11 protein-coding genes and 1 pseudogene are annotated in these 13,703 nt (G+C 39.6%); 7 read left to right on the top strand and 5 right to left on the bottom strand.

The annotated features are described in order from the left end of the window. Window positions 1-366 precede the first annotated feature (366 nt). The 4 genes and pseudogenes from HUS24_RS07845 (at window position 367) to HUS24_RS07830 (ending at window position 4,117) form a co-directional block, all read left to right on the top strand. A complete protein-coding gene (locus HUS24_RS07845; RefSeq protein WP_173911534.1) occupies window positions 367-1,494 on the top strand; it encodes a Re/Si-specific NAD(P)(+) transhydrogenase subunit alpha in 1,128 nt (375 codons plus the stop codon). A gap of 11 nt (window positions 1,495-1,505) precedes the next feature. Beyond that, window positions 1,506-1,826 (top strand): proton-translocating transhydrogenase family protein, encoded by a 321-nt coding sequence (locus tag HUS24_RS07840; RefSeq protein ID WP_065995507.1) that lies wholly within the window; start codon window positions 1,506-1,508, stop codon window positions 1,824-1,826. Between the two features lie 3 nt (window positions 1,827-1,829). Next, window positions 1,830-3,284, top strand: coding sequence for an NAD(P)(+) transhydrogenase (Re/Si-specific) subunit beta (locus HUS24_RS07835; protein WP_173911533.1), 1,455 nt, complete (start codon window positions 1,830-1,832; stop codon window positions 3,282-3,284). Window positions 3,285-3,418: 134 nt separating this feature from the next. After that, window positions 3,419-4,117, top strand: a pseudogene (locus HUS24_RS07830) (hypothetical protein). 74 nt (window positions 4,118-4,191) lie between these two features. Here the strand turns inward: HUS24_RS07830 and rsfS are convergent. From rsfS to HUS24_RS07805, 5 genes are all read right to left on the bottom strand, one after another. After that, window positions 4,192-4,593, bottom strand: a complete 402-nt coding sequence (gene rsfS, locus HUS24_RS07825) for a ribosome silencing factor (RefSeq protein WP_065994372.1) — start codon at window positions 4,591-4,593, stop codon at window positions 4,192-4,194. A 101-nt stretch (window positions 4,594-4,694) separates the two neighbouring features. Further along, complete coding sequence (locus tag HUS24_RS07820) at window positions 4,695-5,489, bottom strand: hydroxypyruvate isomerase family protein (protein WP_173911532.1); 795 nt, start codon at window positions 5,487-5,489, stop codon at window positions 4,695-4,697. Window positions 5,490-5,539: 50 nt separating this feature from the next. Beyond that, on the bottom strand, window positions 5,540-6,406 hold the full coding sequence (locus HUS24_RS07815; RefSeq protein ID WP_173912513.1) for an NAD(P)-dependent oxidoreductase: 867 nt from the start codon (window positions 6,404-6,406) through the stop codon (window positions 5,540-5,542). A gap of 29 nt (window positions 6,407-6,435) precedes the next feature. Further along, entirely contained in the window at window positions 6,436-7,224 is a 789-nt protein-coding gene (locus HUS24_RS07810) for a crotonase/enoyl-CoA hydratase family protein (RefSeq protein ID WP_173911531.1), read from the bottom strand. A gap of 107 nt (window positions 7,225-7,331) precedes the next feature. Next, window positions 7,332-10,136 carry an ATP-binding protein gene (locus HUS24_RS07805; protein ID WP_173911530.1) on the bottom strand — a complete coding sequence of 935 codons (2,805 nt, stop codon included), beginning with the start codon at window positions 10,134-10,136 and terminating at the stop codon, window positions 7,332-7,334. Window positions 10,137-10,453: 317 nt separating this feature from the next. Here HUS24_RS07805 and cysM point away from each other — a divergent pair, with 317 nt between their 5' ends. The 3 genes from cysM to rlmD all read left to right on the top strand — a co-directional run bounded on the left by cysM (window position 10,454) and on the right by rlmD (window position 13,697). Continuing rightward, a complete protein-coding gene (gene cysM / locus HUS24_RS07800) occupies window positions 10,454-11,368 on the top strand; it encodes a cysteine synthase CysM (protein ID WP_173911529.1) in 915 nt (304 codons plus the stop codon). Window positions 11,369-11,471: 103 nt separating this feature from the next. Beyond that, entirely contained in the window at window positions 11,472-12,293 is an 822-nt protein-coding gene (locus tag HUS24_RS07795) for a 3'-5' exonuclease (RefSeq protein WP_173911528.1), read from the top strand. A gap of 9 nt (window positions 12,294-12,302) precedes the next feature. Beyond that, a complete protein-coding gene (gene rlmD, locus HUS24_RS07790; RefSeq protein ID WP_173911527.1) occupies window positions 12,303-13,697 on the top strand; it encodes a 23S rRNA (uracil(1939)-C(5))-methyltransferase RlmD in 1,395 nt (464 codons plus the stop codon). Window positions 13,698-13,703: the final 6 nt, after the last annotated feature.

The raw sequence follows: 13,703 nt of genomic DNA, 5'->3' as shown, positions 1-13,703 counted from the left end.
ATCTAAAAGCAATGAAGAGTGCTTTTTAAGCTATAAATGTAGTTACAGCCAATTTTGATTTGTATTTGAGTTTTTAAAGCATGATTTAAGCAGATAAAAAGAAAGAAAAATCATTAAATATTTTCCCTGTTGTTCAAAAAATACCCTTAAATAGCTCAAGTATTATCAACCTAAATAAATATCAGGTATGTCTTGAATTTATAAAAGTGAATGTTGAGTTCAAAATAACCTCATTTATTAAATAAATATTGGGTAGTATTTTAAAAAAGTTCAATTAGAATCCAAAAATTAGAAGAAAACGCATCCTAGGGGGAAGCATCGTTCATACGATGTTTACTTGAAGAAAAATTAGCTTGAGGAACGCTCATGCAGATCGGAATCCCAACCGAAACTGTCGTCGGAGAAAGTCGTGTAGCTGCTACACCTGAGACAGTAAAGAAGTTGATCAGCGCTGGTCATAACGTAGTCATTGAACGTGGAGCAGGTGTAAGAGCCGCTTATATCGACAGTGCTTACGAACAGGTCGGTGCCAAAATTACGGATGATGCCTATACAGGTAGTCAATTAATTTTGAAAGTTCGCGCACCTAAGGGTGAGGAAATTCAAAAGCTTGCGCCAAACACAACGATTGTTGCAATGTTTGACCCATATCGTAACCCTGAGCTTGACCAATTTGCATCACAACAAGTGTCTGCATTTGCGTTAGAGCTTTTGCCACGTACATTATCACGTGCGCAAAACATGGACGTATTGTCATCTCAAGCGAATCTTGCAGGTTATAAGTCTGTACTTTTAGCTGCTGCAGAATACCAACGTATGTTCCCAATGCTCATGACTGCTGCGGGTACAGTAAAACCTGCACGTGTCGTGATTATGGGTGTAGGTGTTGCTGGTTTACAAGCGATTGCGACAGCAAAACGTCTTGGTGCTGTGGTTGAAGCAACCGATCTTCGTCCGACTGCACGCGACCAAGTTGAGTCATTAGGTGGTAAATGGTTAGACGTTCCAATGTCTGACGAAGAAAAGCAAAAAGCTGCTGATGCTGCTAAAAATGGTTATGGTTGGATGCCGGGTGAGCAGTACATCAAGGACCAAGCAGTTATTGTCGATAAAGCCGTATCTAATGCAGATATCGTGATCACTACAGCGCTATTACCAGGTCGTGATGCACCTCGTTTAATCAAAGCTGAAACAGTTGCGAAAATGAAACCAGGTTCAATCATTTTGGACATGGCGGTAGAAACAGGCGGTAACGTTGAAGGTTCTAAGTGCGGTGAAAATGTCGTAACTGAAAATGGCGTGACCATTTTAGGGATTCCAAATATTCCAGCGACTGTATCTACAGAAGCATCTGCACTATATGCACGTAACGTGTTTAATTTCGTAGAAACTTTATTTGATCAAGAGAAAAACTTTAAATTGAATCAAGAAGACGAAATTCAAAAAGCACTTCTAGTAACTCACGGCGGTCAAGTACTGCTCAAGCGTGGTTAAGGAGAGTCATCATGGTTGAAACTATTACTATTTTCGTCTTAGCCATTTTTGTTGGTTACTACGTAGTTTGGGGGGTAACGCCTGCATTACATACACCACTGATGGCGGTAACGAATGCATTGTCTTCGATCATTATCGTAGGTGCGATGATTCAGACTGTCGGTATTCCGGGTATTGTTGATGCAAGTGTGCAATTCCAATCAATTAACGTTGTGAGTGTGCTTGGTGCAGTTGCAGTGTTCTTGGCAAGTATTAACATTTTTGGTGGTTTCGCTGTAACTGCGCGTATGCTCGAAATGTTCAAGCCTAAGCAAAAGAAAAAAGAGGGCTAATTTATGGAATTTATTCGAGAATATGCGGATTGGTTCTACCTTATTGGTGCTGTCCTTTTCATCTTAACTTTACGTGGTCTTTCAGGTCCTAAAACTGCAATTGCAGGTAACCGTTACGGTATGATCGCAATGGCGATTGCTGTGATCACAACCTTCTTTGTTGCAGAACATCCTGTGATTTGGATGATTGGTGGGGCAATGGTGCTCGGTGCGGTTGTCGGTATTGCACGTGCACGTACAGTACCTATGACACAAATGCCTGAAACTGTGGCGTTGATGCACTCATTGGTCGGTTTGGCTGCAGTATTGATTGCGATTGCAGCGATTTTGCATAACAACCAATTAACGGCATTGTTTGCTGAAAATGAAGCGGCTTTAACTGCAGCAGGCGTACAACATGCACACATGAGCAATGTTCATTTATTTGAATTGTTTGTCGGCTGTTTCGTTGGTGCGATCACTTTCACGGCATCAGTCTTTGCTTATGGTAAATTGGCTGCGAAAAAATGGGCAAAAACCATTTCAGGTGGTTGGGTTAAACCAGTTCAAGCGATTATTTTTCTTGCGATGTTAGCGTGTGGGATTTACTTCTTCACGACTGGTAACATGAATGCATTCTGGGCAATGACTGCACTTGCACTTGCATTCGGTTGGGTGTGGATTGCACCTGTTGGTGGTGGCGATATGCCAGTGGTGGTGTCACTACTTAACTCATTCTCAGGTTGGGCTGCGGCAGGTATTGGTTTCACGCTTGAAAACAACATGTTGATCGTTGCAGGTTCGCTTGTAGGTTCATCTGGTGCAATTCTGTCTTACATCATGTGTAAAGCGATGAACCGTTCAATCATCAACGTATTGTTTGGTGGTGCAATGGGTGGCGCAGCAGTTGCTTCTGCTGACAAAGGTGAACAAGTTCAACGTAACTACCGTTCAGGTTCTGCGGATGATGCTGGCTTCTTAATGTCAAATGCGGACAGCGTTGTGATCGTACCAGGTTATGGTATGGCGCAAGGTCGTGCACAAAATGCTGTGAAAGAATTGTGTGAAATCTTAAAAGAACAAGGTGTAACAGTTCGTTTTGCGATTCACCCAGTTGCTGGTCGTATGCCTGGTCACATGAACGTATTACTTGCAGAAGCAGATGTGGCTTATGAAGATATCTTGGAAATGGATGAAATCAACTCTGATTTCCCTGCGACAGATGTAGTCCTTGTGATTGGTGCGAATGACGTTGTAAACCCAGCGGCAAAAGATGATCCAAGCTCGCCAATCTATGGTATGCCGATTCTTGAAGCACACAAAGCACGTACGATCATGGTGATCAAACGTTCTATGGCAACAGGTTATGCTGGCTTAGACAATGACTTGTTCTACAATGAAAAAACCATGATGATCTTCGGTGATGCGAAGAAAGTTGTGGAAGATATGACCAAAGCCATTAATGGTGGCGGACACTAATTAAATATTGCAAACGTTTCTTTGAAAAAAGATTTAGCAAGATAAAAACCACCTTCGGGTGGTTTTTTTAAGCCTATTTATGGGTATTGATTTTTGTTAAAATGTTTAATTATGAAAATATCTAGAGAATAATAATGATCAAAAATGTAAAAACAATTCATTCGCTTTTGTGCGTATTACTACTCTGTGTAACGCAAAATTTAAATGCACAAGTCTTTGAGATAAAAGAGGGCTCTAAAATTTATGATGCCCGTATTAATGTTAAATGTGATAAAGATCAGTGTGATGGTAAGGCTGAGGTTACATTAATTAAAAAGGCTTCAAGGCAAATTTTTCAGCGATTCACATCAAAAGAATTGACCATGTATTTAGATGAAAAATTTCAGCCTAGTGTAAATGTTGTGCAACTATATGATGAGCAAAGTCCCTTAATTTTTTAGGATTTTAACTTTGATGGTACAGAAGATTTAGCGATTCGAAATGGAAATTATGGCGCTTATGGTGGGCCTGTTTATGATGTTTATGTATTTAATAAAACGCGACAAAAATTTGTGCTCAGTAAAGCGTTATCTGTTTTGACTCAAAAAAGTTTAGGTATGTTTAGTGTAGATGAGGATACAAAAAGGCTCATTACTTTTAATAAAAGTGGATGTTGTTATCACGTTCGTTCAGAGTACCAAGTTATTCCTCAAAAAGGCTTATTGCTTGTTAAAGAGTCTATAGAGGATGCAGAAAGTGGGGAATGGGTGCGTGTTATTGAGCGTAATTTGATTAAAGGCAAATGGGTTGAAAAAGTTAAGAAATATCCAGTAGAAGAGTATTATAAAGAGTAATTATGAACCTTTTAAAATATAAAAAAGCGACCATGAAGATCGCTTTATTTATAATATGACTTTGTTGCTATTGTTTAAGCTACATGCTCAGGCGTAGTGCGCCATAAGCTTTCGAGATCGTAAAACTTACGTGCTGTCGGTAGCATGACATGAACAACGATAATGCCAAGATCAATCAAAATCCATTCAGCATCACGTTCACCTTCAACCCCAATCGGGCGAAAACCTGCTTTACGTGCTTCTTCAGCAACATTGTCTGCAAGTGCTTTAACATGACGGGTTGATGTACCACTTGCAATCACTATCGCATCTGCGACATTGCTAATAGTGCTAACATCAAGTTCAAGAATATCTTTGGCTTTTACATCAAGTAGAGCTTCATGTACAACTTTTAAGCAAGTTTGCACATCTTGTTTGTGAGATTTCATTGCAAGTTCAAGAGAATTAGAAGCGCTGGGCGATGGTTCTAAATTCATAGTAAGGTATATTTTCCAGACAATTACTCATCCTCTAATATAGCGCTTTTAGTAATTAAATTCAAATTTATACATCCAATGCTTGTGGATAATTTTTAGGCTTAAGCTTGATGATTATTTACAAAGTATTGGTTTTTCCACGCAAATGACTGATTGGAATCGACTTGTGGTTTGTATTCAGCGGCAATAAAGCCTGTGTATGAACTTTGTGCAAGCCATTTAAAAATCTCAGCATAATTGATTTGTGCGGTATTCGGTTCATGTCGTCCCGGACAATCTGCAAACTGAATATGCCCAATCCAGTCAATATTCTCCTGCAATGCCGCGAGAATATTTTCGCCCATCATTGCCATGTGATAACAATCGTATTGCATTTTAAGTGCAGGGTGTTGCACCGCTTCAAGCATTTCTTGGGCTTGGGCAACGTTTTGTACCAAAAAGCGTGGCATATCTGTGCCATTAATCATTTCAAAAACAGGTTGAATGTTGTGTTCTGAACACAAGTGGCAAGCAAGTTTTAAGTTTTTAGCTAAGGTATTTAGACAAGGTAACAGATCGGCATCCAAAGGCTGTTTACCTGCTAAGATATTGATGCTCGGCACGTTGAGGGCAGTGGCATATTCAATTGCTTTGAGTAAAGCTTGGTGAAATTCAAGCTCTTTGCCAGGAATTCCAGCTAAACCATTGCCACCTTGCATCAAGTCACCTGCAGGAACATTGATTAAACACAAGCTGAGTTGGTGTTGATGAAGCTGTGTTTGAATCTCTTCAATGCTCAGCTCATAAGGAAACTGAATTTCGACATGTTGGAAACCATGTTGATGTGCTAAAGCAAACCGTTGAATTAAAGGGACTTCAGTAAAAATCATTGAAAGATTTACTGCGAGTTTGCTCATATTTCCTGCTCCATGCCCACGCATCGTATTGGTGTAATCACACGATTATTTTAAATTTCAACGTGTTTGATCACAGTTGCTAAGTCTGAGTCAGCATAACCATTGTTTTGGTGTGTTTGCAATTGCGAGAGTGCTTTTTTTGCAACGGGAATATCGAGCTGGAATTTTTCTGCCAAGGTAACAGCATTGTTTAAATCTTTAGACAGTGTTTGTACTTTCCATTGCACAGGTTCAAAATTATGCGATGCCATACGAGGCGTTAAAATCTGAAACGGTTTAGAGTCGGCAAAACCACCTGCCAATGCAGGGGCGAGTAGTGTTGTATCGACACCTGCTTGTTGCGCCAGTGCTACAGCTTCAGCGATCAGCGTACTATTTGCTGCCACAATCAGTTGATTACAGATTTTCGTGGCTTGTCCTGTACCTGAGTCACCCATACGTGTAACGCGCTGCGAAAGGACATTGTAAATCAAACTTAGATTGTTAATGGTTTCTGCATCTCCTCCCGCAAAGATAACCAATGTGCCATTTTCTGCACCTGCTGTGCCACCTGAAACAGGCGAATCAATCCAAGTTACACCGAGCTGTTGAGATTTATCCGCAAGTGAAAGGGTTTTATCCACAGATAAACTGGAAAAATCCACGACTATCTGTTTTGGTTTGAGATATGCTGCGATAAGATCAAAGACATTTTGTACAGCATCATCATCTGCAAGACAACTTAGAATTACAGGATAATCTGCAATATTTTCCAGTTGAAGTGCATGTGCGCCTAAATCAATCAAAGGTTCACATGCGCTTGCTGTACGATTCCATACAGCAACTTGATAGCCTGCTTGGATTAAACGGGTTGCCATGCGGCTGCCCATCAAACCCATACCTAAAAATGCAATTTTAGTATTACGATCAAAACTCATCATCGCGATCTCAAACCATTCCTTGTAAATTATTTAAATTGGCGAGGTAAAAATTCAATGTCAGGATTTTTATCCTTTTTACGTGCCAATTGACTATTTTTGCCTAACAGTAACTTGAGTTGCCAAATTTTTTCAAGACGTAATGATTTTTTAGGTGCATGTTCCATTGCATCGAGTACTTGCTTGGCTGCCATGAGGGCATCAGGTGAGCGTTGTAACATTTCTGCTGCGATTTGTTGGGCTTTTTCTAGCGGGGCTGTATCGACATGGGTGACTAAGCCGATGTCTTTGGCATAATTGCCATCAAAAATACGCGCAGTTAAGGTTAACTCTTTGGCTAAATCCAAACCGATTACTCCCTTGATTGAGCGAGATAAACCCATATCTGGTACCAAACCCCAACGACTCTCCATAATCGACATTTTGGTGTCTGGGTGAGCAATGCGAATATCTGCTGCAAGTGCCAATTGCATGCCTGCGCCAAAGCAAAAACCTTCAAGGGCTGCAATTACAGGGATTGGAAGCTCTTGCCAAATTAAAAATGCTTTTTGAAATAGGCTTTGTCCTGGCTTAACCAACTCCCAAGCTGCATAAGCGGTGTTTTTAGGATTATTTAAATCGGCAAGATCAATGCCTGCACTAAATACATTGGCTTCGCCTGTTAAAATAACGCAACGAATACTGCGATCTTTTTTGATTCTTTTTGCAGTAATGACCAATTCTTTGAGTAATGCAAAGCTCATCGCATTGCGTTTTTCAGGGCGGTTTAGATAAACGGTTGCGATGCCATTTTGTTTTTCAATGCGTAATAGTGACATGGTTGTTACTCTTATTTGATTTGCTGTTCAGCATAGCATGTGCGTGTCATGCGCACGTGACAGTGGAGTCACAGAAAATACTGATATCTTCTCAGTGCTATTGAATATTAGTGATTTAATATTTGCTGCGCTGCGGACTCCACTTCATGAATGACCAATTGCAAATGATCTAAACGTTGCAAAACTTCTTGGATAAATACTTCATCCGCTTTGCGACGTTCTTTTCTTAAAGTTGAAACAAACTGTTCAAACTCGCCTGTTGCTTGTTGTAATTTTGGTGTACCGACATAACGTGTTGCACCATATAAGCGGTGTAAAACATGTTCAAGCTGCGGAAAATCTTCAAGTTCAATTAATTGTGAAATTTCTTCTAGCTCATCGGCAAAACTATCCACCAACATTTTTAATAAATCTTGTGCCAAGTCTTCTTTATTGGCTGCCAAAGCTAAACTTTGTTTCCAGTCCAAAATATCAGGATCAAGTGCATCGACAAATACTGTATTTTCAGCAGATTGTTGAGGTTGAACAAAATTATCAGATGTCCACTGCGTTAAGATTTGAATCAATTGATCAATCTGAATCGGTTTGGTGACATAGTCATCCATCCCGACTTTGAGTAACTTTTGTTTTTCATCTGCCAGCGCATGTGCAGTCAATGCAATGATTGGCATACGCATACCATCTAAAGTCGACTCTAAAGAGCGAATCGCACGTGTGGTATCAATCCCAGACATAACAGGCATTTGAATATCCATAAACACTAAATCATGTGGTTTTAAACCTTGTTCAATGCGTTGCTGAATAATGGTTAAGGCTTCTTGACCACTTTGGGCTTTGGTGGTTTTAACGTTTAGTTCACCGAGTAAAGCTTCTAATACAATCAAGTTCGGTAAATGGTCATCGACTGCCAAGACATGCAGATTACGTGCTTTAAAATCCTGATGTTGTTCAGGCTCAAAAATTGGCTGATTGCTCAATAATTGAATTACACCAGTACGACTTAAAGGTTGATATAGCGGACGGGCACGATATTCATTGAGCATATTTGGCTCTAATGACATTTGATAACCGTACACAGCTAAATTACCTTGATAACGTCCTCGTATTTCTTTGAGCAACGCTTCAGTATCACCGCTGTGATCCACAATTAACCACGTATTTTCAGGCAATTGGTTCAGGCTGTTGAGTCGACTAAACAGATCTAAAATCGACTGTGTTTCAGTATGACTGACTTGATAGTCTTCTAGATAATGACGAAGCACATTGGCTGTTGCAGGATGTGCTAAATAAGACACTACGTGCATATCACTAAAGATCGGATGGATGATTTCTTCATCTTCATCGACTGAGAACGTTGCAGTGAACCAGAAGGTTGAGCCTTTTTCTGTCGGAGCACGTTCCTGATTGTCTTCAAAGCCGATTTGACCTTGCATTAAATTGACAAGTTGTTTGGAAATGGCCAATCCTAAACCAGTACCACCGAATTGACGTGTAACCGAGGCATCACCTTGTGAGAAAGATTCAAATAACTTTTTACGATCTGTACCACTTAAACCGATGCCACTGTCTTGCACACTAAAATGCAATAAACACTGCCCAATATCATCATTTTCCATACGCACACGAACGATAATTTCGCCATCTGGGGTAAATTTAATCGCATTGGAAATAAGATTAGTCAGAATTTGTTTAAAGCGTAATACATCACCTACGACATATTTCGGCACGTTGTCTGCATAGTAAAATGCCATTTCAATCTGCTTCTGTGCAGCCAAAGGTGACAGCATGTCCATAACATCAAAAATGGCTTCTTCTAAATCAAAAGGTGCCGTTTCAAGTTCTAATTTACCTGCATCAATTTTAGAAAAATCTAAAACATCGTTAATTAAAGCCAGTAAATGTGCTGAAGATTTACGAATGGTTTGTAAATATAAACTTTGATCATTGCTGAGATTGTCTTGTCTGAGCAATAGATGGATAAAACCATCAATACTGTTCAGCGGGGTGCGTAATTCATGACTGATATTGGCTAAAAATACTGATTTGGCTTGGTTCGATGAAATCGCTTGGTCACGTGCTTGTTTATAAGTAATGTTTTGCACTTCAAGCGTATCTAAGGTACGTCTTAAATCATCCTCAGTTTGCTCGGTATGCTCTTTCAGTTCTAAAAAACTAAAATGCAGACGTTTCACCACATTGGCAATATCGCGTTGCAGTAAACGTAACTCGCCTGTGCTGTTAATGACCATGTGTTGATCAAGCGTATCGGCATTTAAACGTTGTAATTGCATGCGAATTTCGTACATCGGGGCAATCCAACGACGAGAATAGAAATTTAGACACAACAACAATAAAAGTAACGTAAATAATCCTGTGGTAATCAACACAATCATGACGCGATAATGCGCAATTTCTAAAGGTTGATTATCCAATTCAATCATGAACCATACAGGCGTTTTTGATTGGGTGTTTTGTAGATGAATGGCGTAAATATTATTGTATTGGGTTGAAAATGGCCCGACAAAAACGCCTTGTTTAGGTGCAGTTGGCCATGCTTTTTTACTTTGATAACCAATATTTAATAAAATTTCATTATCTGATGAAATCATTGCGGCACGAATCAGATATTTTTCATTAAAAATATGCTGCAAAATATTTTCAGCATGTTGTTTTTGTTGAGGGTCTGATTGTACTAACTTTAGCAGTTGTTCAGCCGTGGCTTGGTAGCGGCTTAAGATCGCAATTGCTGCATAACGCTGATTAGACTTTGCTGCAGAAGAGGTTTCTTTCATCACCAACAACGCCCCTGCACACGCTAAAATTGTGATGGGTACAAAAATCAACGCAATTAACTGTCCATAAGCGTGATTGAGTTTTAGACGTTTAAACAGCTTTTTATTAAAATTTGACATGCATCAAGCCAGACCTTCCCCGTAGCGAGGATATTAACATGCTTTAATCAGGACTGGATATTTTGCCTGAAAGGATTAAACAAATGCCTTTGCAAAATCAACTAAGCTGATTTATAGATAAACTTATCATTTCTAATTCTAAGCATGATTTGTATTTTCTATGTATTTCATTTTATTTAGCAAATAAATGAAAAAACAAATATGCAGATTGAATTTATGGATTTAGTTTGCGCATTTTCATTCAAAAACAAATAGAAAGCTGTGCAGGCTGTTTTATTTTTTCATACAATATGTCCACCTCAATATAGGTGCAACACATGCGTAACACACAACCTGATTTTTTCACTGATGATTTTTTGCTTGACCATTATGTCGGGAAAACGCCTTTGGTGCGTTTGCAGCGATTGGCAAACCATACTCAAGCAACCGTACTGGCAAAACTTGAAGGCAATAATCCAGCAGGTTCTGTTAAGGATCGTCCTGCGTATAATATGATTATGCAAGCTGAAAAACGTGGACAAATTCAGCCGGGTGATACCTTGATTGAGGCGACCAGTGGAAATACAGGCATTGCTTTGGCGATGGTGGCTGCGATGCGTGGTTACAATATGCGTTTGATTATGCCTGCTGCATCGAGCCAAGAGCGTAAAGATGCGATGCGTGCATATGGTGCGGAGTTGATTGAAGCCGCAAGCATGGAAGAAGCACGTGATATGGCTTTGCAAATGGAAAAGGAAGGACAAGGCTTAGTTTTAAACCAGTTTGGTAATCCTGATAATGTTGAAGCGCATTATCTCACCACTGGACCAGAAATTTGGCAGCAAACAGGCGGTAAAATTACCCATTTTGTGAGTTCTATGGGAACGACTGGCACAATTATGGGGATTTCAAAATATTTGAAAGAACAAAATCCAGAGATTCAAATCATTGGTTTACAACCCTCTGAAGGTTCAAATATTGCAGGCATTCGCCGTTGGCCACAAGAATATTTACCCACAATTTTTGATCCATCACGTGTTGATCGCATTATGGATATTCCACAAATTGAAGCCGAAAAAACTGCACGTGCTTTGGCTCGTAAAGAAGGGATTAGTGCGGGCACCTCATCAGGTGGCGCAGTGTGGGCTTCGATTAAAATCGCTGAAGAAAATCCTGAAGCAGTGATCGTATGTATTGTTTGTGATCGTGGTGATCGTTATTTGTCGACAGGTTTATTTTCGGTAGAGGATTAAACTTTTATAAGGCTTTGCAATTATTTTACATCGGGCATTGCTTCACTGAAAAGAAGCAGGTTAATGTGTAAAATAGTCAAAGTCTTTTAGAGAAATCTTAGTTATGCATTTTCCCGTACTTGTTTTTGATATTGAAACATTGACTGATCACCAATCAGGCGCACATTTGTACGGACTAGATTTACCTGAAGACGATTTAGAGCAAGCTTTAATGAAAATCCGTCGCCAAGAAGCGGGCACGGATTTTCAACGTTTACCACTGCATGAAATTGTCTGTATTTCAGGTTTATGGATTGATGAAAGTGGTTCGATGAAGTTATTTTCATTTAGCCGAGAGCATTTTTCTGAAGCAGAAATTTTAAGCAAATTCCTTTCGATCTTTGATAAGCGTCATCCAACTTTGGTGAGTTGGAATGGTTCACAGTTTGATTTGCCTGTGATTTTGTTCCGTGCCATGTATCATGGTTTATCTGCACCAAGTTTGTTCGATCAAGGTGAGATTGACACACAAAAACGGTACAATAACTATCAGAATCGTTATCACCATCGGCATATTGATCTGATGGATGTGATGGCGATGTTTAATGGGCGACATTTCCAGAAACTGGACGATATTGCACATTTACTGGGTTTTCCTGGTAAACGTGGCATCAAAGGTTATTTTGTTCCTGAGTATGTCAAAAACGAGCAGTGGCTGAAGTTGACCAGTTATTGCGAAGGTGATGTGTTAAATACATGGCTGATTTTTTTACGTTGGAATTTACTTAAAGGTCAGATTTCTTTATCAGATCATCAACTTTGGATTCAAGCCAGTATTCACTATTTACAAGGTCAACCCCAACAAGCTGAGTTTTTGCAGATTTGGCGTGAAACTTCACAAAAAACTGCATTCAGTGCCACAGATTTTCCCTCCACTGCAAATTAGGTTATTCCTTTGAAACATAGAGCTAAACCTCGTCCATCTCAACTTCCACAATATGTTTTTAAGGTTGAGAGACTTTCACATGAAGGGCGAGGCATAGCACGCTATAGTCATAATTCAAATCATCCTACAGAAAAGCAAGGTAAAAGCGTTTTTATTCGTTTTGCTTTACCCGGTGAAACTGTCAAAGCACAAATTACCCGCCAAGTGTCTAAACTTGAAGAAGCCGATAGCATTCAGCTTTTAAGTGAACCGCATCCGCAGCGTATTCAACCGATTTGTCCGCATTTTGGGGTGTGTGGTGGTTGTAATTTGCAGCATCTACATCCAGATGAACAAATCCGATTTAAACAAGAGGTTTTAAAGTCGCATTTTAGTCATTTTGCAGGTTTGGAACCGCAACAATGGTTAGCACCAATTCGCTCTTTAAAACAGGATTATCGTCATAAAGCACGTATCGGCGTGCGTTATTTCCCTAAAAATAAACAATTGTTAATGGGTTTCCGTGAAGCACAAACCAACCATCTGGTAGATATTCAAACGTGTAAAATTTTAGATCAAGAGTTGGATCAAGCTCTACCTGAACTGCGTCAGTTACTCGAAAGTCTAACAGGCAAAGCGGATATTGGTCATATAGAATTAGCCAAAGGTGATACAGAAGTTGCGTTATTAATTCGCCATACAGCAAATTTGTCAGCGCAAGATGTCAACCAATTTCAACAATTTGCGTTACAGAAACAATGGCAGCTGTATTTTCAGCCTGCTGGGAATGACAGTTTGCATCGTGTTGATGACTCTAAGGCGAGTATGCATTTGCATTATCAACTTACTGATTTTGATGTTGAATTTTCTTTTAATCCTACGGATTTTACGCAGGTTAATCCGAGTGTAAATCCACAAATGGTCAGGTTGGCATGTGAATTGCTTGACTTAAAAGAGGGTGACCGAGTCTTAGATTTATTTTGTGGTTTAGGAAATTTTTCTTTACCGCTTGCTAAAAAAGTGGGAAGCACTGGAAACGTTATTGCGGTAGAAGGCAGTAAAGAGATGGTTCAGCGAGGTACAGAAAACGCACTGAAAAATTGCATAACGAATGTTACTTTCTATTCACAAGATTTAACAAAAGATTTTTCTCAATATTCTTGGGCGAATCAAGGATTTGATGCATTATTGATAGACCCACCTCGAACTGGGGCGGAACAGGTTATGCATTATGTGCCTAATTTTGGTGCGAAAAAAATCGTTTATGTGTCCTGTAATCCTGCCACGTTGGCAAGAGATGCGGGAATTTTAGTGCAACATGGCTATCGACTGAAAAAAGCAGGGGTGATGGATATGTTTACACATACAGGTCATGTCGAATCCATTGCTTTATTTGAGAAGAATGTAGAGATAAACGATTTATAATGAACT

The organism is Acinetobacter sp. Marseille-Q1618, assembly GCF_902809855.1.
GTDB lineage: Bacteria > Pseudomonadota > Gammaproteobacteria > Pseudomonadales > Moraxellaceae > Acinetobacter.
The sequence above is the reverse complement of the archived record's forward strand: the minus strand, read 5'-3'. Positions and strand labels throughout refer to the sequence as shown.